The following is a 24,257-nucleotide window of genomic DNA, read 5'->3' on the forward strand; positions in this document are numbered from 1 at the left end:
CGACGACACTCGCCGGGCCCGCTGTCACGGCTGTGTGATGCGCCTGTGCCCTGGCTGTGAGTCCGCGCCTTCAGGGAGCCGGACGGTGAAGACGGTCCGGCCGGGGGCGCTTTCGACGCCCACCTCGCCGCCGTGCGCGAGGACGACCGCGCGCACGATGGCAAGCCCGAGGCCGGTGGATCCGGCGTGCCGGGAACGGGAGGCGTCGCCGCGCGCGAACCGCTCGAAGACGGTGGGCAGGAGCGCGGCCGGGATGCCCGGCCCGTCGTCCTCGATGTCGACGACCGCCGCCCCGGCCTCCGTACGGACGCGGGCGGTGACCTTCGTACCGGGCGGGGTGTGGGTACGGGCGTTGGCGAGGAGGTTGACGAGGACCTGCTGGAGGCGGGCACCGTCGGCCCGTACGGCCGTGTGGTCCGTGGCGGGTCCGGGGAGTTCGAGGCGCCAGTGGTGCTCGGGCCCGGCGGCGCGGGCGTCGCTGACGGCGTCCACGACGAGGGGGACGAGGTCCGTGGTCTCGTACGAGAGCGGGCGCCCCGCGTCGAGCCGGGCGAGCAGCAGCAGGTCCTCCACCAGGCCGGTCATCCGGGTCGCCTCGGACTCGATCCGGCCGAGCGCGTGCCGGGTGTCGGGCCCGCACTCCTCACGGCCTCGCCGGGTCAGCTCCGCGTATCCCCGGATCGAGGCCAGCGGGGTGCGCAGTTCATGGCTGGCGTCCGCCACGAACTGCCGGACCCGGGTCTCGCTCTGCTGGCGGGCGTCGAGCGCCGAGTGGACGTGGTCGAGCATCCGGTTGATGGCTGCGCCGACCTGGCCCACCTCGGTCCGGGGATCGGCCTCCGTCTCCGGGACCCGCTGGTGGAGCGCCACCTCGCCGCTGTGCAGCGGCAGCTTGGCGACCTGACCCGCGAGGGCGGCGACGCGCCGCAGCGGCCGCAGGGCCACCCCGACGAGCACGGTCCCGGCGAGCGAGGCCGCGACGAGGCCGGCGCCGGTGACGCTCAGTTCGACGAGGACGAGGGTGGAGAGGGCGTCCTCGACCTCGGTGAGCGGGATGCCGCTGAGGAAGGTGCCGTGACTGCCCTCCGCGTACTCGACCCGGTACGAGCCGAGGCGGGGCAGCTCGACGGTGTGCGGGTCCCCGTCGCGGGGGACGGCGGCGAGCGCGGCGCGCTGGGCCGCGTCGAGTTCGGTCCGGACGTTCCGCCCGTACAGGCCGCCGGCCTCGGTATCGGCCTCCGCCGAGTACCCTGCCGAGGCGAGTTCACCGTCCACCAGGACCGCTCCGAGGGCGCCGGTCGGTATGCCGGGCCCCACCACGAACCCGAGGGGGTCCTGGCCACCGCCCGGTTCGGGCCGGAGACCCAGGGAGACCGGCGGGCCCGCGGCCCGGTTGGAGACCGTACGGACCTGCTCGTCGGCCCGGTCGTACAGGTACGAGCGGAACGCGATCGTCGTGACCGTGCCGATGACGGCCGCGACGACCGCGATCAGCGCGACCGCCGAGACGACGAGCCGGGTGCGCAGCGACCACGGTCGCCGCCGTGCACGTCGGAACACCGGCGCTACTCGCCCGGCTTGATCAGATATCCGGCTCCGCGCCGGGTGTGGATCATCGGCGCGCGGCCCGCGTCGATCTTCCGACGCAGGTAGGAGATGTAGAGCTCGACGACGTTGGCCTGACCGCCGAAGTCGTACGACCAGACGCGGTCGAGGATCTGCGCCTTGCTGAGGACCCGTCGCGGATTGCGCATGAGGTAGCGCAGCAGCTCGAACTCGGTGGCGGTCAGGTGGATCGAATCCCCGCCCCGGGTGACGTCGTGGCTGTCCTCGTCGAGGGTCAGGTCACCGACGACGAGCAGCGACTCGCTGCGCGCCTGGGCGGCCCCCGACCTGCGGATGAGGCCGCGCAGCCGGGCGACGACCTCCTCCAGGCTGAAGGGCTTGGTGACGTAGTCGTCGCCGCCGGCGGTGAGCCCGGCGATCCGGTCCTCGACGGCGTCCTTCGCCGTCAGGAACAGCACGGGGACGTCCGGCAGCTCACGCCGGATCGAGCCCAGCAGGCTGAGCCCGTCGGCGTCGGGGAGCATCACGTCGAGGATCACGGCGTCGGGGCGGAACTCACGGACGGAACGCAGGGCGGCGGCTCCGTCCCCGGCGCTCCGCACCTGCCAGCCCTCGTACCGCAGGGCCATGGAGAGGAGCTCGGCGAGCGAGGCCTCGTCGTCGACGACGAGGACGCGGACGGCGGTGCCGTCGGCACGGAGCATGTCGGCGCGGGTGCCGGGGCGGCGTGTGGTGACGGTCATGCGCCCACGCTCGCCGCCGCCGCTGAGAGCCTCCTTTCCCTTTCCTGTGAATTGCCTGAGAAAGGACTCAGGTGCCGCTGACGATGCAGGTGCGGCTGAGGACTCAGGTGCGGCTGAGGACTCGGACGCTCACGGTTTCACGTGAAACATCGCGGCCCCGTTCTCGTAGAGGACCCGTCGCAGCCAGTCGTCCCCGAGTCCGAGGCGTTCGAGGGCGTGGAGCTGGTGCGCGTACGGATACGGGATGTTCGGGAAGTCGGAGCCGAGGAGGATCCGGTCGCCCAGGTCGACGAGCCGCTTGAGCTCCGCCCCGGGGAAGGGCGCGAGCCGCTCACTGAAGTCGGTGAAAGCCATGGTGGTGTCGAGGTGGACGCCCTCGTACCGCTGGGCGAGGTCGAGGAAGTCGCCGTACTCCGGCATCCCCATGTGCGCGACGATCACCCGCAGCCGGGGGTGGCGGGCGAGCAGCCGTCCCATGGGTCCCGGACCGGTGAACCTGCCCGGCGCGGGTCCCGAGCCGCAGTGGACGACGGCGGGGGTGCCGCTGTCGGCGAGGGCTCCCCAGACGGCGTCCAGCTGGGCGTCGTTCGGGTCGAAGCCGCCGACCTGGAGATGCACCTTGAAGACACGGGCGCCGGCGTCGAGCGCCTCGTGGACGTACCGGTGGGCGTCCGGCTCGGGGAAGAAGGTCGAGGTGTGCAGACAGTCGGGGGTCCGGGCGGCGAAGTCGGCGGCCCAGGAGTTCAGCCAGGCGGCCATGCCGGGCTTGTGCGGGTAGAGCATCGCGGTGAACGCGACCGCCCCGAAACCGCGCAGGAGGGCGAGTCGGCGCTCCTCCTCCTCGCGGTAGGTGATCGGCCACTCCAGGCCGGTCAGCGGGCCGACGGAATCGAAGTAGGCCCAGACCTTGTCGAGGACGCTCTGCGGCATGAAGTGCGTGTGCACGTCGACGAGCCCGGGGATACCGAGGCGCTCGACGAGGGCCGGGATGTCGACGCCCCCGCTGCCTTCGCCACTCGCGCCACTCGCGCCACTCGCGCTCCTCGCGCCACTCGCGCTCCTCCCGCTACTCCCGCTACTCCCGCTACTCCCGCTACTCCCGCTCAAAGCTGTAGCTCCGTTCGACCTTGCCGATGTGGACGCTGTAGCTGTCGTACCAGTGCTCCCGGCCGTACGCCTTGGCGGCCTGGTGCTCGGTGTCGAGGCGCCAGGCGTCGAGGGACTCCAGGTCCCGGAAGTAGGCGACGGTGATGCCGATGCCACCGGGAGTGCGGGCGGTCTCGTAGCCGAGGAATCCCGGGATGTCCCTGACGATCTCCTGCATGCGGGAGGAGGTCTCGGAGTAGCCCTCGGGCGCCTCGGGGCGGATGGAGGTGAAGACAGCGGTGTAGTAAGGCGGTTGGATGTCCGCCACCAGTTTGGGGGTCATGTGATCACCCTCGCCGGGGTCGGGCGGGGATGTCCACGGCGACCGGCGAAAGGGATCCAAGACTTTACGAAGCGCCCGCCGCCGTACGAAGCGCCCGCCCCCGCAGTGCGAACCGCCCGCCGCCGCCGCACGAAGCGCCCGCCGCCGCTCAGAAGAGCTCGCCCTGAGCGCTCTCGGGTTCTGGGGCGGCCACCGGCGTCACGGGTACCGAGAACTCCGCTCCCGGCGTCCCGCCCTGACCCGACGCGCCCTCCCCGGCGCTCCGGAGCTCCCACCCGCCCATCAGCCGGGTGTCGAGGGCCAGACAGCGACCAAAGGGATCGAGCAGGTGCAGATCGGGCCCGGCGGCGGCGAGCAGCCGTCCCGTGACGGCGCCCCCGTCGACCAGTTCGAAGACGGTGCCGGCGAGGGGCGGCAGCCCGTCGAGGCCGAAGGCTTCGACGTGGTCGCGCGGCGCGAACTCCAGCGGTTCCAGGGTCTCCGTCCAGCCGCCGACCGACCGCGCGCTCCGGTGCAGCTCCTCGACCTCGCCGGCCCGCACCGAGGCGGGCGGCAGGGCATGCCGGGCGGCCCGCTTCCGCTCGTACGCCACCCGGTCGGGGATTCCCAGCGTCTGCCGCAGCACCTCCTCGGTCCGCCGGGCGGCCATCAGGGGGCCACGGCCCAGCCAGCTGAACGTGACGGCGCCCTGTTCGAGGAGCCGGGCCTCGCCCCGGGCCTCGGCGGTGATCCCCACCTTGGTCATGCCGGGCCCGAACCAGGCGAGGTACACGCGGTACGGCTGGGGATCGTCGAGGAAGGTGTCGGCGGCGACCGAGTGGGCCCGGTCGAGCCGCGCGCACTCCGCGCACCGCCCACCGGTGGACCGGCCGGACACGACGGCCTCCAGGGGGCAGGGGTTGCCGCGGGCCCCGGCGCACCGCCGCGACCCCACGGCCCGGAAGGCGAGCCGCTGCCCGTACGCGAGGGGGCTGATCTTCCCGCCCTGCCACCGCAGGCCCGGCGCCCCACCGCTCCAGGTGATCCCCCGACACCGCCACTCCACCGGCCCGGCCCTCCTCGCTTCCCTCCCCCCAGTCTCCGTCACGCCTCACATCTCACGTCTCAGGGCAGGACGTAGATCCGCGCCCCGTCCGCGTCGGGCCCCCCGACCTCCCGCATGAAGCCCTGTTCGAGGAGGAACCGCACGCAGTCCCGGACGCGCTCGCGGGAGAGCCCGGTGCGCCGGGTGACGTCCTGGTCCCGGTGGCGGACACCGCCCCGGATCAGGGCGGGGGCGAGGCAGGTGGCGACCGTCCGTACGTCCCCGGTGACCGCCCAGGACTCGACGAGCTCCTGCGGGCTGAGGGCGACGGCGGCGCCGCTGCGCTGACGGGGCACGGAGAGCCTCTCAAGGGAGTCGGCGACCCTTGAGAGGCTCCGCCGGGTCTCGCGGAGCAGCTCCGCGTACTCGGTGTGCTCGGTGTACGCGGCGGCCCGCTCGTCGAACCGCCCCTCCAGCCGGACGAGGACGTCGACGAGCTCCGGCGGCAGCACGAAACCGGTGTGCGCAGGGGAGGGTTCGAGTCCGTACCCCCCGTACCGCTGGACCGCCGCCATGACCTCGCCCGTCCACGCCCGGAAGGCCCCGGCCTCCGGTCTTCGGCACGCCCCCACGAGCTGCACGAGCCCCTGGAGACTCACCATCCGCGTCGACGCCCTGAGCCCGCTCCGGCCGGAGAGGTCCGCCCCTCCGACGACCTCCCGTGCGGACGCGAGGCACGCCTCGGGCAGAGCCACCGTCCGCAGTGCCTCCCGGGTCCCCGCGTACCCGAGTCTCTTCGCCACGTCCACCACCGGGAACCAGTGGGCTCCGTCGGGCGCGGTCAGCCGGCGCAGGGGCGCACCGGTGGCGGCGTACACCAGGTCATCGATGTCGATCGCATCCATCGATCATCACCTCCGCCACGCAAGGTAGGCCGAGGGCATATTCAACTGACATGCAAATCAGACAGGTTCACCCAAAAGGGGAGGGTTTTCCGGGTTCTCCCCAGAAACCCCTCCCCGCCTCCCCCGACTTCCTGGACTCCTCCGACTCCTGCGCCGCCTCTACTTCGCGACGAACTGCGTCAGGATCGCCTGCACCTCGTAGATGTCGACGCCCTTGGTGAAGGTCTTCTGCACGGGCAGCTGGCTGCCCGAGATCCAGATCTTCAGCTCGGCGTCCAGGTCGAAGGTGCCGGCCGTCTCGACGGCGAAGTGCGTGATGCTCCGGTACGGAATCGAGTGGTACTCGACCTTCTTGCCGGTGATCCCCTGCTTGTCGACCAACACGAGCCGGCGGTCGGTGAAGAAGATGGTGTCGCGGATCAGCAGGTACGCGGCGTGCACCTGCTCCCCCTGCCCGAGCAGCCGCGCGTAGTCCTGCTGCGCCTGCGCCGGATCGATCGCGTGCGCGTTCCCGAAGAGTGCCATGCCCCAACCCCCACATTCGAAATGAAAGAACGATCAACCGACCCTAACCCCAACTACCAGGCCGACAGGGCGGGGTGGGAGTTAGGATCCGGTCCATGGCCCTGACCATGAACGCCATGGACCGCTTCGAAGCCTCCATGCCCCGCCTGGAGGCCATCGCGTACCGCCTCCTCGGCTCGGCGAGCGAGGCCGAGGACGCCGTGCAGGACACGTTCCTGCGCTGGCAGGCCGCCGACGTGGACCGCATCGAGGTCCCCGAGGCCTGGCTGACGAAGGTGCTCACCAACGTGTGCCTCAACCAGCTCACCTCGGCCCGCGCGCGGCGCGAGACCTACGTCGGCCAGTGGCTCCCCGAGCCGCTGCTCGCCGGCGACCCGATGCTCGGCCCCGCCGAGACCGCCGAGCAGCGCGAGTCGCTCTCGTACGCGGTGCTGACCCTCCTCGAGCGGCTCTCCCCCAACGAACGGGCGGTGTACGTGCTCAAGGAGGCCTTCGGTTACACGCACCGCGAGATCGCCGAGATCCTCGACATCACCGAGGCCGCCGGCCAGCAGATCTTCCACCGCGCGAAGAAGCACGTCGCCGACGGCAAGGCCCGCACCGAGATCGACGAGGCCACCGCCCGGCGGATCGTCGAGGAGTTCCTCGCCGCGGCCACCAGCGGGCAGACGGACACCCTCGTACGGATGCTCACCACGGACGCGGTCGCGATCGGCGACGGCGGCGGCAAGGTCCCGGCCCGCGCCAAGGCGTTCGAGGGCGCCCGCGCGGTCGCCACCTTCCTGCGTGGACTGTTCAAGTCCAGCCCGGCCAAGCGCACCCTCGTGGGCGGTTCGGCCGGGATCTACGCCGCGACCGCCAACGGCGCCCCCGCCGTCGTGGCGGTCGTCGACGGCCGGGTCGTCGGCGTCATGTGCGTGGAGATCGGCGCCGACGGCATCGCCGCCGTCCGCAGCCAGGTCAACCCCGACAAGCTCGAACGCGCGACGCGGCGATGGACGGCCACCGACCACGGGGAACCCCTGTTCCAAGCCTTCTGACCCCGGTGTGACCTGCTTCACACCTGATGCCTGTCAGGAAACGGCGGGCTGCCCGGTTCAAGGGGCAGCCCGCCGAAAAGCGTGAAGACAGGAGTACGGACATGCAGCACCGCATCATCGTCCTCGGGGCCGGATACGCCGGAGCCGTCGCCGCCGGGCGCCTCGCCAAGCGGCTGCACCGCGAGGACGTCGCCATCACCCTCGTCAACGCCGAGCCCGACTTCGTCGAGCGCGTCCGGCTGCACCAGGTCGCCGTCGGCCAGGAGCTCAGGCCCCGCCCCTTCACCGAGATGTTCGCGGGCACCGGCGTCGAACTGAAGGTGGCGAGGGTCACCGCGGTCGACGTCGACCGCAAGACCGTCACCGTCACGGCCCCGGCCCAAGGCCCGGTCGGCGCCGCCGCCCCGGCCGCCTCAAAGGCCACGGGAGGCGAGCGGGCGGAGGTCGTGGAACTCGCCTACGACACCCTCGTGTACGCCCTGGGCAGCGACTGGAACGACCAGGGTGTCCCCGGCGCCGCCGAGCACGCCCACCACATCGCCGGCCGCGCCGGAGCGCTGCGGCTGCGCGACCGCCTGGCCCGCCTCGGCGCCGGGGAGTCCGTGGTCGTCGTCGGCGGCGGCCTCACCGGTCTGGAGGCGGTGACCGAGATCGCCGAGGCCCGCCCGGACCTCTCCGTCGCCCTCGCCGCCCGCGGCGACCTCGGCGACTGGCTCTCGCCCAAGGGCCGCGACCACCTGCGGAAGGTCGTCGACAGGCTCGGCATCACCGTGCACGAGGGGGCCGCCGTCACCCGCGTGGAAGCCGACCGCCTCACCACCGCCGACGGCGGATCCGTCCCGGCCGCGGTCACCGTGTGGACCACCGGCTTCGCCGTCCACCCGATCGCACGCGCCACCACCCTCGAGGTCACCGAGGCGGGCCAGATCGTGGTCGACGGGACCATGCGCTCGGTCTCGCACCCCGACGTGTACGCCGCGGGCGACGCCGCCATGGCCATGGGCCCCGGCGACAAGCCGCTGCGGATGTGCTGCGCCACGGGCGGGCCCATGGCCTGGCAGGCCGCCGACGCCATCGCGGCCCGCCTGACCGGCGGAAAGATCCCGACGGTGCCGCTCCGCTACTTCAACCAGTGCATCTCGCTCGGCCGCAAGGACGGCCTCATCCAGTACGTCACCGCCGACGACCGCTCCGTCCGGTCGGCCCTGACGGGCCGGCTCGCCGCCACGTACAAGGAACTCGTCTGCAAGGGCGCGGCCTGGAGCGTCGGGAAGCCGACCCTCGGACTGCCGACCCGCCGCCACCGCACCGTCGCGGCCCAGCCGCGCGCGGGCGTGCCGGCCGAGACCACGGCATGACGCAGGCGACCGGCCCCGGACCCGACGCCCGGGGCCTCACCTGCGGGACCTCACCTGCGGTGGATCACCGCGCTGCCCGCCGCCCGGTCGTGAAAGCCCTGCCGGTTCGGGCTGAGGGTCATCGCCGACACGTGGGGGACGAGGAAGAGCGGCACCAGGTTGGACACCAGATTCGTGACGTGCCGCAGCACCGCTGGGCCGTAGCGGAGCCGTCCGCCGTCCCGTACGCGGACCACTTCCATGCCCATCACGCGCTTGCCCAGGGTCCCGCCCCATCGCGAGACGCACACCGGTGAGTAGCCCAGCACGAAAGCGAGCGGCCACACGCCGACGGCGACCCGCCAGACGGTCCGCACCGAATCCTCCGGGACGGCCATGGCCTCCAGCATCCGGTCAAGACCGAGAAGGGGCCCGAGGAGGACGACCACGGCAACGGGAAGGTCCACGGCAACCGCGGCACACCGCCGCATGACACCGGCCGGTGCACCCGGAACAGGCCGAAGCCTCACCCGCTCACCCACAGCCGGCAGCGGTCCGAGGTCACCCCCCGAAATCATCGCCACAAGATCCTCCTCACCACTACCACCGAGGCCAAGCCCTCGGACGCAACGCGAGAGGCTCCGGGCTCATCGCCCGGGGCACGCTACCCGAGGGGCTCGACTGCCCGGATCGCGGCACCGAGCTGGCATCCAGGGCGCGTCGCGACTCACCTAAGTCGCCGAGGCGGCGACGGTCAGCGCGTAGTCCACGACGATCGCGAAGTCGCCTGACCGGCCACGGACCTTCAGCGCATGCGTCCCGGGAGCCGGCGGCGGCAGCTGCACCCACAGGCCGCACCCGGTAGCCGTGAAGCGCCGTTCCTCTCCGGTGACGGGGTTGCCCTGAGCGCCTCGCACCGTGATCGAGTCACCTTCGTAGGCCTCCGGCGCGACCACCTTGCCGTCGAAGAGCACGGTCCCGCTCGCACCGCTCATGAAGGCCGTACACGACGCGCGGTCTCCGACGTGGTTGATGACAGGCACAGCGATGGGACGGCCGCCGGGAACCTTGCACGCGCGCTTCACCTGACCGCCGAAGGTGCCGGCCAGGAACCACACGTCGTGGGGCTGGTGACGCCCACAGTCGCTGCCGTCCAAGTCGGCGACAGGGTTGGTCGCCTCGGGTTCCGACGCCGCCCATGTCCACCACCGCCCCTGCAGCTCCGCAGAGGAGAGCGTCACGCTCTCCGCCCCCGGCACGGCACTCGCGGACCCCGTCGCCGGTGCGGTGCTCGCCGGCGCCGTGCTACTCGGCGTCGTCACGGGTGCGGTGTTCGTCGCCACCGGTCCCGCCGTGCCCTCCGCGCCTGCGGCCCCCTGTGGCCCACACCCCGCCAAGGCCGCCAACACCACAGCGGTCAAACCCGCTCCTCCAGCCCTGAACCTCATACGCCCCTCCCGACCGAACGCGCCTCCAAGCCCCCACGGCCGACGCGACATGAGCGGACACCCTACCGACGGCGCCCGGGCCGCTTCCCGGCCAACCGCCGTACGCCCCGGAAACGCAAGAGGCCCGGACTCTCGTCCGGGCCTCTTACCTGTGTGCACTCGGCAGGATTCGAACCTGCAACCTTCTGATCCGTAGTCAGATGCTCTATCCGTTAAGCTACGAGTGCTTGTTCTTTTGTGTTTCTTGCCTTCGCTCCCCGGTCTTTCGACCCGCTCGCGGCGACAGGAAGAACATTACATGACTGCCGCCGTCATGTGAAATCCGATTACCGCACCCCTTGTGACCTGCGAAAACGCCGTCTGGGCAGTCGTGGGAGTGTCCGGCGGGGCGGGCCGGGAACGGCCGAAGCCCCGGCCTGGGGGCCGGGGCTTCGGTAGGGGCGGAGGCGGAGGGATTTGAACCCTCGATGGGCTTTAAGACCCAAACCGCATTAGCAGTGCGGCGCCATAGACCGGACTAGGCGACGCCTCCTCGCACCCCGCGCATACGCGAGTGGTGCGTGCAGATGATGACACAGGCGAACCGGCTGTCACCAATCGATTCTCACCGTACTAGGCCTTCGGGGTCGAGGGCAAAGCCCAGAGCGGTCGCGCCGCCCACCGACATCGGCCTCCGCCGGCGCCGCCGGTACGCCTGTCCGGCCCCGCCCGGCGCACCCCGCTTGCGCAACGCCGTGGCGCCCGGAGCGTTAGAGGGGACGGGGCACATCGTGCGTCCGCGCCCCGTCGTACTCGCCGCCACACGCCGTTCCTGGAGATCCGCATGCTGCGCAGCCTCGTCCTCGCGACCCTCGCCACCACCGCCGCCGGCGCCGCAGGGTTCGGCCCGCTGCCGCCGCTGCCCCTGCTCTCACCGCCCGACAGGCTGACCGTGACGGTGGCCGAGAGCGGCCATCCGAACGCCGACGGCACCTTCGAGCTGACCTGCGACGACCAGGCCGGCGGCAACCACCCCGCCCGCGACGACGCCTGCGAGCGGCTCGACCAGCTCGCGAAGGAGGGCGTGAACCCGTTCAAGCCCGTGCCCGCCGATCAGCTCTGTACGCAGGTGTACGGCGGCCCCGCCGTCGCGCACGTCACCGGCACCTGGCAGGGCCGCACGATCGACGCCCGCTTCTCCCGGGCCAACGGTTGCGAGATCGACCGCTGGCAGAACCTGGAGCCGGTCCTTCCACTCCTCCGGGGATAGGCAGGGAGTACGCCCGCGGGCTCCCTTAGACTCCCCTCAGTGACAGGCTGCGGCCCGAGGGGCAAGATGGAGCCCGCCGGCCGATAGGCAAGTGCGACAGGCAAGTGCAGTGAGTCAGGGAGGAAGCGTCTCGTGAGCAGCAGGCCATCCCGAGGCGCTGCTCGCCTCGCAGCCATACTCGACGCCCTCCCCGACGGCCTGGTGCTCGTCAACTGCAACGGCACGGTCGTCAACGCCAACACCATCGCCCTCGGCATGTTCGAGACACCGGGCACCGCACTCGTCGGGCGCGGTCTGCTCGACCTGCTGCCCGACTTCGACTCCCGGCTCATTCCCGGCTCCATGCGCCGCCCCGAGGGCACCGACGAGCGGGGCCGCACCAAGCCGACCCGGATGATGGCCCGGCGTACGGACGGCAGCGAGTTCCCCGTCGAGGTGACCAGCGCCAGCCTGGAGGACGGCCGCGAGGCCTACGACTCGTACGGCGGCTACACCGGCGACGAGCTGCTCATGCTGGTCGTGCGCGACCTCACCGGCACCCTCGACACCGAGGCCGAACTCGCCCGCTCGCAGCGGCAGACCGAGATGATCCTGCGCGCCGCGGCCGAGGGCGTCGTCGGCACGGACACCGACGGCCGGGTCGTCCTCGTCAACCCCGCCGCCGCGCAGATCCTCGGCTACCGCGCCGGCGAACTCGGCGGGCAGGAGCTGCACCCGCTGATCCTCGCCAAGCGCGCCGACGGCGAGGACTTCCCGTACGAGGAATCGGCGCTCGCCGACACCCTCAAGTCCGGCCGCAAGCACCGCGTCCGCGGACAGGTCCTGTGGTCGAAGAAGGGCGAGCGGGTCCCGGTCGACCTGACGACCGCTCCCGTGCGCGACGGCGACCAGCTCGTCGGCGCCGTCATGACCTTCACCGACCGCAGGCCGTACGAGCAGCTCGAAGAGCAGCACGCCGCCGAACTCGCCGCACTCGAAGAGCAGCACGCCGCCGAACTCGCCGCACTCGAGGAGCGGAACGCGGCCGAACTCGCCGACCGCGCCGAGCGGAGCGCGGCGGAACGGGAGGCGCAGCAGGAGCGGTACGCCTCGCTCGCCGCCCGCCACGAACAGCTGACCGCCGTCCTCGCCGAGTCGCTGCGCGGCCCCCTGGAGGAGCTGCGCACCCAGCTCGGCACCCTCGCCGCCGACGACGCCGGGCAGCTCTGGCCCGAGGCCAACCAGGTCCTGCACCACCTGGCCGCCGGATACGCCCGCATGACGGCGCTCGTCGACAACGTCCTGAGCTACCAGCGTCTGGACGCCGGAGCGGAGCGGCTCGACCGGCGCGTCGCGCTCCTCGACGGGGTCGTGACGGCCGGCATCGACGCGGCCGTCGAGCTCATCGGTCCTGGCCGTGCCCAGTTCGCCGTGCACGCGCCGCCCATCGAGGCCGAGGTGGACGCGGCCCGGCTCGCGACGGCGCTCGCGCATCTCGTCGCGGACGTCGCCGGCGTCGACGCGACCGGCAGGAACCGGGCCACCGCCCCGGGCGCCGCGCCCGCCGACTCCACCATCGTCGTGGCGGCCGCGCAGCGCGGAGACGTCGTACGCATCGAGGTCCGCGGCCCGTACGCGGGCGGCGACCCGGTCCACGGGCCCGTCGTGCGCGGCATCGTGGCAGCGCACGGCGGTGTCGTGCAGACCCATGAGGTGCCGGGGACGACCGGCGGCGCGTACGTCCTCGAAGTCCCGCTCGGCTCCGGCCGGGGCACTGTGCCCGCTGCGGAGACGAGGGCCGCGGCACCGGCCGGTGGCGGCCGCGAGGTCCTCGCGCTGCCCGCGCAGGCCGGCGAGCCCGTCATGACACCTCCCCCCATGACACCTCCCTCCATGACGCCGCCCTCCGTGACGCCTCCCGTCGGCGCGCCTTCTGTCGGTTCGCCTTCGGGTGAGGCCGGGGACGGGTTCGATGGCGGGGCCGGGGCCGGGGAGACCTCAGGTGGCGGGCGCCGGCGGGCCCGGCGCGGGTCCACGGACGCCTTCCTGGCCAGCCCGGTCGCCCCCGAGGGCGGCGGCGGTACGGAGCCCAGTGGGCGCCGCCGTGCCCGTACGGGAGAGGCCGCCACCGGCGCCGCCGAGCTGATCCCGGCGCAGCAGAACGCTGCCGTGGACACCCCGTCCGGCTCTCCTTTCGCTCTCACCGCTTCCGGCACCGCCACCGGCCCGGGTGGCTCAGGCGGCTCACGTGGCTCCGTGGTCGAGCCGACCGGGCGCCGCCGGGGCAGGCCCGCCGAGGGCTCCGTGGTGACCGCTGCCGAGAGCGCGCAGGGGCGTGCCGCGCTCGGCGCCGCCGTGCCGCCGCAGGGCGTCCCCGTCGAGCCCGCCGGCGCTCCCGCCCCCGCTTCCGCTCCCCCCTCCGCTTCCGCCCCCGCTCCGGCCCGCGCCCTGCCGGCCGTCGCTTCCGGTCCCGGCTCCGCGTCGGCGGACGGGAACAGCGACGGTGACGGGGTGGCCGAGGCCCGGCCGAGCGGGCGCCGGCGGCGTGCGCTGGCCGCCGCTCAGGAGCGGGCGGCCGCGGCCGAGGCCGGTCCCCGGACTCCGTTCGCGCTTCCGCCGGCCGAGGCCGACCGCCCCGAGCCGGTAGCCACGCCGGACGGTGCTCCGTTCACGACTCCGGCCGGCGTTCCGTTCGCCGGGCCGCTGCCGGTCCCCGACGAAGGTCGTCACGAGGCCGTACGGGGTGTCCCGGGCGCCGAACACACGCCTTCGCAGCCCCATCCGCACACGCAGTCCCACGGGCCGGTCCCGTCGGTCGTCCCTCCGGCTGCTCCTTCCGCTGCCTCTGCGGTGCCCTCTGCGGCCTCGCCCGCCCCGGCCGCGATGCCGCCCGCCGAACCGACCGGGCGCCGCCGGGCCGTCAAACCTCCGCAGCCGGAGCAGCCGCCGGTGCCGGCACAGGAGTCGGCGCAGGAGTCGGCGCACGATTCGCAGTCGGAGTCGGCGGTACGGCCCGGGCCCCGTAACCCCACGGGTTCCGGCACCGGCACCGGTTCCGTACCGCTGCCGCCCGAGCTGCCGATGCCCATGCCGACGCCGACGCCGACTCCGACTCCGGTACCGAAGGACTCGACGCAGGGTCGGGCGTTCAGCGTCCGGACCCTCGGGCAGGGCGTTCCCTTCGTCCCGCCCGCCCCGATGGCCTCGCCGCTCCCCGCGGCACCTCAGGCCTCCCCCGGCCCGGTAGCCCCCGCAGCCCCCGCGACCCCCGGCGCGCCCTCCAACGGCTCCGGGCGGCGGCGCAGGCTCGCCACCCCGCCGGACGTCGACCCGCCGGCCCCGGCCGCCCTTCCCGTACCGGCCGTCGGCGAGGCGAGGCCGCATCCGGACGCGGACCCGTCCGCGCAGCCCGAGGCCGCCCTCGGGCTCACCGCCGCCACCGAGGGCCGCGCGTACGCCATAGGAGCGCCCGCCGCCGGCTCCGCCGAGGGTCCCGAGCCGCTCGACGGCCCCGGTGGGGCCGTCGAGGTCGCCAACCGGCCGGCGCCGCGTCCGGTCGACGACGAACTGCCCCCTGAGCCCCTCGACAACCCGCGCAGGCTGCTGGTCTGGCCCGCGCCCGACGTCTCGACCCAGCAGGCGCTGAGCGACCGGGGCTACCGGCCGGTGATCGTCCACTCCCGCGAGGAGGTCGACGCCCAGATCGCCGCCTTCCCTGCCGCGCTCTTCGTCGACCCGCTGACCGGCCCCATCACCCGTACCGCGCTCCAGTCGCTGCGCCAGGCCGCCGTCGCCGCCGAGGTGCCGGTGCTGCTCGCGGCCGGGCTCGGTCAGGCGACCCGGGAGGAGGCGTACGGCGCCGATCCGGCCGTACTCCTCAAGGCGCTCGCACCGCGCGACAGCGAGCAGCACCCGTCCCGGGTCCTGCTGATCGAGGAGCACGAGGACATCGCGGAGGCGCTCGCGGCCACCCTGGAGCGGCGCGGGATGCAGGTGGCGCGGGCGGCCACGGACACGGAAGCGGTCGCGCTTGCCACGCAGACGCAGCCGAACCTGGTGGTGATGGACCTGATGCAGGTGCGCCGCCGCCGGGCCGGGATCATCGACTGGCTGCGGGCGAACGGGCAGCTGAACCGCACCCCGCTCGTCGTCTACACCTCCGTCGACCTCGTCGACGAGGAGCTGCCGAAGCTGTCGTCCGGCGAGACGGTCCTCTTCCTCGCCGAACGCTCGAACAGCGCCGAGGTCCAGGCCCGGATCGTCGACCTGCTCGCGAAGATCGGCACCAACTAGCCCTGGGTGAAGGGCCGGTCGGTGCCGACTGGTGTTCGCTGGCGGTGGGTCGGAGCCAAGTCGGACATAGGTCGGAGCTGGCTCAGAGCTGGCTCAGAGCCGAGTCACATCTGGGTCAGATCTCGGTCAGATCCGGGTCAGATCCGGGTCACGTCCAGCTCGCCCTCCGCGTACTGCTTGCGGATGACCTTCTTGTCGAACTTGCCCACGCTCGTCTTCGGCACCGCCGGCACGATCGCCCAGCGCTCCGGCAGCTGCCACTTGGCGATGCCGCCCTCGTCGGCGAGGAAGGCCTTCAGCGTCTCGTAGTCCGCCGTCGCCCCCTCCTTGAGCACGACGGTCGCCAGCGGGCGCTCGCCCCACTTCTCGTCCGGCACGGCGACGACGGCGGCCTCCGCGACCTCCGGGTGCGCCATGATCGCGTTCTCCAGGTCGACGCTGGAGATCCACTCACCGCCCGACTTGATGACGTCCTTGGCGCGGTCGGTGAGGGTCAGGAAGCCGTCGGGGCTGATCACGCCTACGTCGCCGGTCTTGAGCCAGCCGTCCTCGCTGAACTTGTCGGCCGGGCGGATGGCCTCGCCGTCCACGCCACCGAAGTACGAGCCCGCGATCCAGGTGCCGCGCACCTCCAGCTCACCGGCCGACTCACCGTCCCAGGGCAGGTGGTCGCCGCCGGGGCCGACGAGCCGCGCCTCGACACCGGCCGGGAAACGGCCCTGCGTGACCCGGTACGGCCACTCCTCCTCGGCCGTCAGACCGGCCGGCGGGTGGGCCATCGTGCCCAGCGGGGACGTCTCGGTCATGCCCCAGGCGTGGCAGAGGCGGACGCCGAGCCGGTCGTACGCCTCCATGAGGGACGGCGGACAGGCCGCGCCGCCGATGGTCACCTGGGCCATCGAGGAGAGGTCGCGGGGGTTGGCGGTCACCTCTGCGAGCAGGCCCTGCCAGATGGTGGGGACGGCGGCCGCGTGGGTCGGCTTCTCGCGCTCGATCATGTCGGCGAGCGGGGCCGGCTGGAGGAAACGGTCCGGCATGAGCATGTTGATGCCGGTCATGAAGGTGGCGTGCGGCAGGCCCCAGGCGTTGACGTGGAACTGCGGGACGACGACGAGGGTCGTGTCCTTGGCCGTGAGGCCCATCGACTCGGCCATGTTCACCTGCATCGAGTGCAGGTAGATCGAGCGGTGGGAGTAGACGACGCCCTTCGGGTCACCGGTGGTGCCGGAGGTGTAGCACATGGCGGCGGCCGAACGCTCGTCGAGCTCGGGCCAGTCGTACGTGGTCGGACGGCCCGCGATCAGCTCCTCGTAGTCGTGCACGCGGGGCGCCACGCCGTCCAGGACGGAACGGTCGCCGGGGCCCGCCACCACGATGTGCTCGATCGTCGGCAGGTGCGGCAGCAGCGGGGCGAGGAGGGGCAGCAGCGAGCCGTTGACGAGCACAACCCGGTCGGCGGCGTGGTTGACGATCCACACCAGCTGCTCCGGGGGCAGACGGAGGTTGAGGGTGTGGAGCACCGCGCCCATGGAGGGGATCGCGAAGTACGCCTCGACGTGCTCCGAGTTGTTCCACATGAGCGTGGCGACACGCTGGTCGCCGATGACCCCGAGTTCGTCGCGCAGGGCGTTGGCCAGCTGGTGCGCGCGGGTTCCCGCCTCCGCGAACGTGCGGCGGTGCGGCTCGGGCTCTCCCGTCCAGGTGGTGATGATGGACTTCCCGTGGATCGTCATCCCGTGCTTGAGGATGCGGCTCACGGTCAGCTGTACGTCCTGCATGGTGCTGTACACGGGGCGTCCTCCCGGTGGGCGCTACGTGGCAGAAAGGGTGTGGAGATTCTGCGCACATACCACGCGGTATGTCACTACCCGGGAGTACGTGAATTGCCAGTGTTCACTGGCGGGGGCGCCGTCCTGTCCCGGTTGCCTACCGTACGGGGGTCAGCTCCGGGTCCTCCCTGAGCTTGCCGAGCGCTCTGGACACCGCGCTCTTGACCGTACCGACCGACACCCCGAGCACCTCGGCGGTCTGGGCCTCGCTGAGGTCCTCGTAGTACCGGAGGACCACCATCTGGCGCTGCCGCTCCGGCAGCCTGAGCACCGCGCGCCACATCGCGTCGTGCAGCACCTGCCGCTCGGCCGGGTCCGGCTCCGGGAGACCGGCGGGCTCGGGCAGCTCCTCACAGGCGAACTCGTCGACCTTCCGCTTGCGCCACTGCGACGTACGCGTGTTCAGCAGCGCGCGACGGACGTAGCCGTCCAGGGCGCGGTGGTCCTCGATGCGCTCCCAGGCCATGAAGGTCTTGGCCAGCGCCGTCTGGAGCAGGTCCTCGGCGTCGCAGGGGTTGGCGGTCAGGGAACGCGCGGTGCGCAGGAGTACGGGCTGCCGCGCCCGTACGTACGAGGAGAAGGTCGGGTACGACGCGTACTGCGAGGCACCGGCGCAGACGGGGCCAGAGGGTGGCGGAGTCATGACTCCACGCTAGGAGGGGAGGGGCGCCCGGCGGATCGGCCCCAGGTCCCGACCCTCCGTCCGCCTCAGGTTGTAGGGGTGGGGACCGCCTCACCTCCTCTGGGTGGAGACCCGTCGGGGCCTCCTCAGGGTCGGAGGTCCCTCGGACGGCGACGGGAGAGACGAGGGCTCAGGGGACGGGAGCTCAGGGGACGGGGGCTCAGGGGACGGGGGAGGTCAAGGGGCGGGGGGCTCAAGGGACGGGGGCCGTGACGCGGGCCACGGGCGCGTCCATCGCGTTGCGGTCGATGTAGAGACGGCGCCCGCCGTGGGATTCGGTGACGTTGCCCGTGTACTGGTGGATCCGGGCGTGCGGCATCCACGCCTGCGGGTCCAGCACCTCCTCGGAATACAGCGAAGGCCGCCCCCGCCAACGCGCGAACCACATCACGGCCGGCAGGTCCTTCGTACCCGCCCTCCGCTGCTTCTCGATGTCCCGTACCCCCGTGTCCGCACTGCTGTAGAACCCCGGCAGATATCCGAGGCGCCGCACCTCCCGGTTCCACGCGCGGACGAAGGAGAGGGTGGTCGCGGCGCAGGACGCGTCCCCCTGCCGGTAGGCCTCGATGTCGAGGTAGAGCGGGCTGCTCGCGTCGAGGCCCAGGGCCCGCGCCTCCCGCACCGCCTCGGCCCCCTCCCGGGTGCCCTGGCTCCAGGGGCTGGCGCCGATGGCGAAGGGCCGCTTGGCCGGGGAGACCACGCACGGCGCCTGGGAGCCGACGAAGAGGGGCAGCAGCCGCCAGCCCATGGCGTTCACGGAAGCGACCCATGCGGGGGTCAGCTCCCGCTGGACGGGGCAGCCCCGGCCCCGGCCGCCGAAGTAGATCCCGACCGCCCCGTACGGCGAACTGCGCCAGGCCCTCATCACTTCCAGGGAGGGCGCGTCACAGGTGTCGAAGGCCCGGCCGGTGAAATGCGCGGGCGCGGCCTCACGAGCCGGCGTGCGCGTGCCACCGGACGGATCGGCACCTGCCGGAGTGCCACCGGGCGGAGCGGCACCGGGTCGGGCCGCCACGGCCGGAGCGGGGCCGCTGAGCAGGGCCGCCCCGGCCAGCGCCGCCAGGAGGGCGGCGACCACGGTCCGCGCTCCGGGAGACAGCCGGTGAAGCAGCACGGTCCGCGAGCCCGCCGAGGACGAACACGAGGGCGTGGGAGGGGACGCGAACGCGAATGCGGATGCGGACACGCTGGCGGGTACGGGTTCGGCGGCGGTCACCGGTTCGGCTGCGAGGGCTGATCGGGGTGGTTCGTGTGTGCTCATGCCGCGAGTGAAGAACCGCCCGCCCCGCCCGGCCACCGCTGGGGCCGTCGCCTCAGCCGTCCGTGCCCAGGATCAACCCGGACGTGGGAACCCCCGTGCCCGCCGTGACCAAGGTCCGCTCCGCGCCGGGTATCTGGTTCACCGAGGTCCCGCGCAGCTGCCGTACCGCTTCCGCTATGCCGTTCATCCCGTGCAGATACGCCTCGCCGAGCTGCCCGCCGTGCGTGTTCAGCGGGAGCGCGTCGGCCGCGACGAAGTCGGCCGCCTCTCCCGGTCCGCAGAAGCCGAACTCCTCCAACTGCATGAGAACGAAGGGGGTGAAGTGGTCGTACAGGATGCCCACGTCGATGTCGGACGGTGCGAGCCCGGAGGTCCGCCAGAGCTGCCGGGCCACCACCCCCATCTCCGGAAGGCCCGTCAGCTCGTCCCGGTAGAAGCTGGTCATCGCCTCCTGCTTCCGCCCGGCGCCCTGCGCCGCCGCGACGATCACGGCGGGCGGATGCCGCAGATCACGGGCGCGCTCGACGGAGGTGACGACGATCGCCTGGCCGCCGTCGGTCTCCTGGCAGCAGTCGAGGAGCCGGAGCGGTTCGACGATCCAGCGCGAGGCGGCGTGGTCGTCAAGGGTGATCGGCTTCCCGTGGAAGTACGCGGCCGGGTTCCGGGCCGCGTGGCGCCGGTCGGTGACGGCGACATGGCCGAAGGCGTCGGGGGTCAACCCGTAGGTGTGCAGATACCGCTGGGCGGCCATCGCGACCCAGGAGGCCGGGGTGAGCAGCCCGAAGGGTAGCTGCCAGCCGAGCGCGGCGCCCTCGGCGGAGGGCTCGCGCTCCTTGACGCCGGAGCCGAAGCGTCGCCCGGAGCGCTCGTTGAACGCCCGGTAGCAGACGACGACCTCGGCGACCCCGGCGGCGACCGCGAGCGCGGCCTGCTGGACGGTGGCGCAGGCGGCCCCGCCCCCGTAGTGCACACGGGAGAAGAAGGACAGTTCGCCGATGCCGGAGGCCTGGGCGACGGTGATCTCGGGATTGGTGTCCATGGTGAAGGTGACCAGGCCGTCGACGTCGGCGGGGGCGAGCCCGGCGTCGTCGAGGGCCGCCCGCACCGCCTCGACGGCGAGGGAGAGTTCGCTGCGGCCCGAGTCCTTGGAGAACTCGGTCGCCCCGATGCCCACCACGGCCGCCCGGCCGCCGAGTCCGTCCCTGCCGCGCAGGCTCATCTCGGCACCTCCACGGTGACCGTGCCCGTGACGTGGTGCCCGAGCCCGTTGGCACCGACGACCCGCACGCGTGCCGTTTCCCCGTCCACGTCGGTGACCGTGCCGGTGAGGACCATCGTGTCGCCGGGGTGGTTGGGGGCGCCGAGCCGGATGGCGACCTTGCGGAGGACCGCGCGGGGTCCGAAGTGGTCCGTGATGTACCTGCCGACGAGCCCGTTCGTGGTGAGGATGTTCATGAAGATGTCCGGGGAGCCCTTCTCCCTCGCCAGCTCGGCGTCGTGGTGCACGTCCTGGTAGTCGCGGGAGGCGACGGCCCCCGCGACGATCAGGGTGCGGGTGATCGGGATCGTCAGCGGAGGCAGCTCGTCCCCGGGCTTCATGACAGGTCTCCTTCCGCGAGCAGGGCGCCGAGTTCGGCGAGGAGTTCGGTGCCGCCGCCGAGATAGGCGTCAAGTTGCCGGCCCCACAGGAAGTGCCGGTGTACGGGATGGTCGAGGTCCGCTCCCGTACCGCCGTGCAGATGCTGCCCGGCGTGCACGACCCGCTTTCCCGCCTCCGAGGCCCACCAGGCGGCGGTCAGAGCCGCCCCTCCGGCGTCCAGGCCCTCGTCGAAGCGCCAGGCGGCCTCGTAGGCGGTGACCCGGATGGCCTCGGTGTCCATGTGCGCGTCGGCGGCGCGCAGTTGCACGGCCTGATGGGTGGAGAGCGGACGGCCGAACTGTTCCCGTACGGAGGTGTGCTCCACGGCCCTGGCCAGCGATCCGGCGCAGACTCCCGCCTGCAGTCCGGCGAAGGCGATCCGGGCGACGGCGAGCACGTCCTCATAGGCGCCACCGGACGCGCCGACCCGCGCCCCGCACTGCCTTCCGAGTCGCTCCCCGGCCGCCCCGTCGAGGACGAGCCGTCCGGCGGACCAGGGTGCGGTGAGCTCGACCGGATCCACCCGGACCGCGTCCTCCTCAGGGGGGCCCGGCGGGACCAGCGGGACCAGCCACAGGTCACGGTCCTCGTCCGGCACGAGGACGTGGGTGGCGTCCCTGAGCCACGGCACCCACTCCACGGTCCCGCTGAGCCGCCCATCGTGCGCGGAGACCGTGCCGGACGCCGGGAACGCCCCGGTCACCACCGTCGTACCGTCCCGGAGGCCGGGCAGGAGCCGGGTCCGCTGCTCGTCCGTGCCGTGCCGGCCGACGGCGAGGATCCCGTACGCGCAACTCGCGGCGAAGGGCACCTGGGCCGTCACCCGCCCCTGCTCCTCCAGGAGCAGGACCAGGCCGAGCAGGCCGGTCTCCTCGACGGCGCCGGGCAGTCCGGCGGCGCAGAGCGCCTTCCAGAGCTCGGCGTCGGTGCCGGTGCCTGCCGCCCTGAGCCGCTCGTGAGTGGCCAGGTCGGCGAAGATCCGGCCGGCCAGCTCGCGGGCGGCCTCCTGCTCCTCGGTCGGGGTGAAGTCCATGTCAGCCCTCCCCTCCGGCACGGAAGACGGGAAGCTCCAGCTCCTCGTCGGCCCGCACGAACTCCAGCCGCACCGGCATCCCGATCCGCACCTTGTCGTACGGCACCCCCACCACGTTGCTGATCATCCGTACGCCCTCGGCGAGTTCGATCAGCCCGACCGCGTAGGGCGGGGCGAAGGCCGGGAAGGGCGGGTGGTGCATCACCACGTACGAGAAGACCGTCCCGGCGCCGCTCGCCTCGACCGTGTCCCACTCCGGCGAGCCGCAGTCGGCGCACCCGGGCAGCCAGGGGAAGCGGAGGGCCGCGCAGTCTCCGCAGCGCTGGATGAGCAGCCGGTGCGCCGCCACTCCCTCCCAGAACCCGGCGTTGTCCCGGTTGATGACCGGCCGGGGCCTCCTCGGGGCCTGGTCCGGGGACTTAGGTGGCCGGCTCGCCGGTGCGTACTTGAGGATGCGGAAGCGATGGGTGCCGGCGAGTTCCGCGCCGGCGCGGACGTCCGTCCGGGTGGTGACGAAGTACCCCGGTCCGAGCTTGGTGGTCTTGGGCCGCGACACGGACTCGATCACGGTGTCGAAGGTGATCTCGTCGCCGGGGCGCAGAGGCCGGAGGTACTCCTGCTCGCAGTCGGTCGCGACCACGGACGTGTATCCGGCCGCGTCGAGGAGGGCGAACAGCTCCTCGTACGCGGAGGAGCGGCCGGTATGCCCCGCGAGGCCGCCCATCGTCCAGGCCTGGAGCATCGTCGGCGGGGCGACGGCCTCCGGCCCCCGGTAGGCGGGGTGTGCGTCCCCCATGGCCTCGCACCAGTGCCTGATCATGGGCAGGTTCACCGGGTCCTTGCCGACGCCCGCGGTGGCGGCGGCACGGCCCTCGTAGGCCACGAGCCGGCCGTACAGCGTGGCGTCCCGCTCCGTGGGCGTCATCGCCGTCCCCTCCCCTTCATGCCGAGCCGCATCCTCGCGACGATCTCGCGCTGCACCTCGCTCACCCCTCCCCCGAAGGTGTTGATCTGGGCGGCCCGGTTCATGCGCTCCAGCTCACCGCCGCCGACTTCCCCCGGCGATCCCGCTCGCACCGCCGCCGGCCCGCCCGTGATTTCCTGACATATTCGATACACCTCCACCGCCGATTCGGTTCCCACGAACTTCACGCCGCTCGCGTCCCCCGGGGCGAGCCGGCCGGCCCCCACATCGCTCACCAAACGCCAGTTCAGCAAGCGTGTCGCCGACAATCGGGCGTGTGCTTCGGCGGCCCTGATCCGGACCCACGGCTCGTCAACGCGGCGCCTGCCCGTCACCGGATCGGGGATGCGCGCGCGGGCGAGCGCGGCCGCGAAGAAGTCCTCGGCCTGCATGCCGATCGCGGCGAGCGCGACCCGTTCGTGGTTGAGCTGGTTGGTGATGAGCCCCCAGCCGCCGTGCTCCGGCCCGACGAGGTTCCCCGCGGGGACCCGTATCCCGTCGTAGTAGGTGGCCGTCGTCGTCAGCCCGCCCACGGTCGCGATCGGGGTCCAGGAGAAGCCGGGGGCGTCGGTGGGGACGAGGACGATCGAGATGCCCCGGTGCGGGGGCGCGTCGGGGTCGGTGCGGCAGGCGAGCCAGATCCAGTCGGCGTTCTGGGCGTTGGAGGTGAAGATCTTCTGCCCGTCGATCCGCCAGGAGTCCCCCTCGCGGACCGCCCGCGTCCGGAGGGAGGCAAGGTCCGTGCCGGCCTCCGGCTCGCTGTACCCGATGGCGAAGACGGTCTCGCCACGCAGGATCCGGGGCAGGAAGAAGGCCTTCTGCTCCTCGGTCCCGTAGGCCATGAGGGTGGGCCCGACGGTGTTCAGGGTGACCATCGAGACGGGGGCGCCCGCGCGGTACGCCTCGTCGAAGAAGACGAACTGTTCCTCGGGGCCGCGGCCCTGTCCGCCGTACTCCTCGGGCCACCCGAGGCCGAGGAGCCCGTCGGCGCCGATCCGGCACAGCAGCCGGCGCTGGGCGGCGGTGTCGGCGGCGGGAGGCGGCCCGTCGGGCATCACCTCCCGGAAGTACGCACGGAGTTCGGCGCGCAGCCGCAGCTGCCGCTCGGTCGGGGCGAGGTGCACGGCGACGGCCTCCCGTGGGACGACTGAGATTTCTGACTGTCCGTCAGATTCAGCGGCCCTGTCAAGGTCGCCGACCGACCGCGCGGACGACCGGTCGCGCGGGTGCCGCCACGCGGACGCGCGACCACCGCGCCCCCGGCGCACACAAGCGCGACGGCCCGCACGCCGGTACCGAAGTACCGGCGCA

21 protein-coding genes and 2 tRNA genes are annotated in these 24,257 nt (G+C 72.7%); 4 read left to right on the forward strand and 19 right to left on the reverse strand.

Annotated elements, in window-relative coordinates; all coding sequences use genetic code 11:
- Positions 1–24: 24 nt before the first annotated feature.
- From IO20_RS0107985 to IO20_RS0108015, 7 genes are all read right to left on the reverse strand, one after another.
- Complete coding sequence (locus tag IO20_RS0107985; RefSeq protein ID WP_030549668.1) at positions 25–1,560, reverse strand: sensor histidine kinase; 1,536 nt, start codon at positions 1,558–1,560, stop codon at positions 25–27.
- A 5-nt stretch (positions 1,561–1,565) separates the two neighbouring features.
- A complete protein-coding gene (locus IO20_RS0107990) occupies positions 1,566–2,309 on the reverse strand; it encodes a response regulator transcription factor (protein ID WP_030549669.1) in 744 nt (247 codons plus the stop codon).
- Positions 2,310–2,438: 129 nt separating this feature from the next.
- Complete coding sequence (locus tag IO20_RS0107995; protein ID WP_030549670.1) at positions 2,439–3,299, reverse strand: amidohydrolase family protein; 861 nt, start codon at positions 3,297–3,299, stop codon at positions 2,439–2,441.
- Between the two features lie 103 nt (positions 3,300–3,402).
- Positions 3,403–3,738: an antibiotic biosynthesis monooxygenase family protein gene (locus IO20_RS0108000; RefSeq protein ID WP_030549671.1), complete on the reverse strand. Its 336-nt coding sequence runs from the start codon at positions 3,736–3,738 to the stop codon at positions 3,403–3,405.
- 148 nt (positions 3,739–3,886) lie between these two features.
- On the reverse strand, positions 3,887–4,783 hold the full coding sequence (locus tag IO20_RS0108005) for a DUF2797 domain-containing protein (protein ID WP_037634890.1): 897 nt from the start codon (positions 4,781–4,783) through the stop codon (positions 3,887–3,889).
- Positions 4,784–4,842: 59 nt separating this feature from the next.
- A complete protein-coding gene (locus IO20_RS0108010) occupies positions 4,843–5,667 on the reverse strand; it encodes a BRO family protein (RefSeq protein WP_030549673.1) in 825 nt (274 codons plus the stop codon).
- A 159-nt stretch (positions 5,668–5,826) separates the two neighbouring features.
- Complete coding sequence (locus IO20_RS0108015; protein ID WP_030549674.1) at positions 5,827–6,192, reverse strand: PH domain-containing protein; 366 nt, start codon at positions 6,190–6,192, stop codon at positions 5,827–5,829.
- Positions 6,193–6,287: 95 nt separating this feature from the next.
- Between IO20_RS0108015 and IO20_RS0108020 the strand changes: the two genes are divergently transcribed.
- Both IO20_RS0108020 and IO20_RS0108025 read left to right on the forward strand, forming a co-directional pair.
- Positions 6,288–7,232 carry an RNA polymerase sigma-70 factor gene (locus IO20_RS0108020; protein WP_030549675.1) on the forward strand — a complete coding sequence of 315 codons (945 nt, stop codon included), beginning with the start codon at positions 6,288–6,290 and terminating at the stop codon, positions 7,230–7,232.
- Between the two features lie 101 nt (positions 7,233–7,333).
- Complete coding sequence (locus IO20_RS0108025; protein WP_030549676.1) at positions 7,334–8,590, forward strand: NAD(P)/FAD-dependent oxidoreductase; 1,257 nt, start codon at positions 7,334–7,336, stop codon at positions 8,588–8,590.
- A 50-nt stretch (positions 8,591–8,640) separates the two neighbouring features.
- On the opposite strand, the gene IO20_RS0108030 is transcribed toward IO20_RS0108025, so the two are convergent.
- The 4 genes from IO20_RS0108030 to IO20_RS0108045 all read right to left on the reverse strand — a co-directional run bounded on the left by IO20_RS0108030 (position 8,641) and on the right by IO20_RS0108045 (position 10,549).
- Positions 8,641–9,147 carry an RDD family protein gene (locus tag IO20_RS0108030; protein WP_342668742.1) on the reverse strand — a complete coding sequence of 169 codons (507 nt, stop codon included), beginning with the start codon at positions 9,145–9,147 and terminating at the stop codon, positions 8,641–8,643.
- Positions 9,148–9,300: 153 nt separating this feature from the next.
- Complete coding sequence (locus IO20_RS40685; protein ID WP_169749643.1) at positions 9,301–9,687, reverse strand: hypothetical protein; 387 nt, start codon at positions 9,685–9,687, stop codon at positions 9,301–9,303.
- Between the two features lie 484 nt (positions 9,688–10,171).
- Positions 10,172–10,244, reverse strand: a tRNA-Arg gene (locus tag IO20_RS0108040).
- Between the two features lie 214 nt (positions 10,245–10,458).
- Positions 10,459–10,549: transfer RNA gene (locus tag IO20_RS0108045), tRNA-Ser, on the reverse strand.
- A gap of 291 nt (positions 10,550–10,840) precedes the next feature.
- Here IO20_RS0108045 and IO20_RS0108050 point away from each other — a divergent pair.
- A complete protein-coding gene (locus tag IO20_RS0108050; protein ID WP_030549679.1) occupies positions 10,841–11,266 on the forward strand; it encodes an SSI family serine proteinase inhibitor in 426 nt (141 codons plus the stop codon).
- Between the two features lie 132 nt (positions 11,267–11,398).
- Complete coding sequence (locus IO20_RS0108055) at positions 11,399–15,538, forward strand: response regulator (protein ID WP_030549680.1); 4,140 nt, start codon at positions 11,399–11,401, stop codon at positions 15,536–15,538.
- A gap of 137 nt (positions 15,539–15,675) precedes the next feature.
- On the opposite strand, the gene IO20_RS0108060 is transcribed toward IO20_RS0108055, so the two are convergent.
- From IO20_RS0108060 to IO20_RS0108095, 8 genes are all read right to left on the reverse strand, one after another.
- Positions 15,676–17,328, reverse strand: coding sequence for a long-chain fatty acid--CoA ligase (locus tag IO20_RS0108060; RefSeq protein WP_030549681.1), 1,653 nt, complete (start codon positions 17,326–17,328; stop codon positions 15,676–15,678).
- A gap of 136 nt (positions 17,329–17,464) precedes the next feature.
- The gene (locus tag IO20_RS0108065) at positions 17,465–18,010 is read right to left on the reverse strand and encodes a SigE family RNA polymerase sigma factor (protein WP_030204788.1); all 546 of its coding nucleotides are present in this window, start codon (positions 18,008–18,010) and stop codon (positions 17,465–17,467) included.
- A 232-nt stretch (positions 18,011–18,242) separates the two neighbouring features.
- On the reverse strand, positions 18,243–19,346 hold the full coding sequence (locus IO20_RS0108070) for a DUF1906 domain-containing protein (RefSeq protein WP_030549682.1): 1,104 nt from the start codon (positions 19,344–19,346) through the stop codon (positions 18,243–18,245).
- Between the two features lie 16 nt (positions 19,347–19,362).
- Positions 19,363–20,529 (reverse strand): lipid-transfer protein, encoded by a 1,167-nt coding sequence (locus IO20_RS0108075; RefSeq protein WP_030549683.1) that lies wholly within the window; start codon positions 20,527–20,529, stop codon positions 19,363–19,365.
- Positions 20,526–20,909: a MaoC family dehydratase gene (locus IO20_RS0108080; protein WP_030549684.1), complete on the reverse strand. Its 384-nt coding sequence runs from the start codon at positions 20,907–20,909 to the stop codon at positions 20,526–20,528. Before IO20_RS0108080 ends, IO20_RS0108075 begins: the two co-directional genes overlap by 4 nt.
- Complete coding sequence (locus tag IO20_RS0108085; RefSeq protein WP_030549685.1) at positions 20,906–21,982, reverse strand: acyl-CoA dehydrogenase family protein; 1,077 nt, start codon at positions 21,980–21,982, stop codon at positions 20,906–20,908. The genes IO20_RS0108080 and IO20_RS0108085 overlap by 4 nt, the downstream gene beginning before the upstream one ends.
- A 1-nt stretch (position 21,983) precedes the next feature.
- On the reverse strand, positions 21,984–22,907 hold the full coding sequence (locus IO20_RS0108090; protein WP_030549686.1) for a bifunctional MaoC family dehydratase N-terminal/OB-fold nucleic acid binding domain-containing protein: 924 nt from the start codon (positions 22,905–22,907) through the stop codon (positions 21,984–21,986).
- Entirely contained in the window at positions 22,904–24,070 is a 1,167-nt protein-coding gene (locus IO20_RS0108095) for an acyl-CoA dehydrogenase family protein (protein ID WP_030549687.1), read from the reverse strand. Before IO20_RS0108095 ends, IO20_RS0108090 begins: the two co-directional genes overlap by 4 nt.
- Positions 24,071–24,257 lie beyond the last annotated feature (187 nt).

Origin of the sequence: Streptomyces exfoliatus, from assembly GCF_000725545.1 — a bacterium.
In the GTDB taxonomy this organism is placed as follows: Bacteria; Actinomycetota; Actinomycetes; order Streptomycetales; family Streptomycetaceae; genus Streptomyces; species Streptomyces exfoliatus.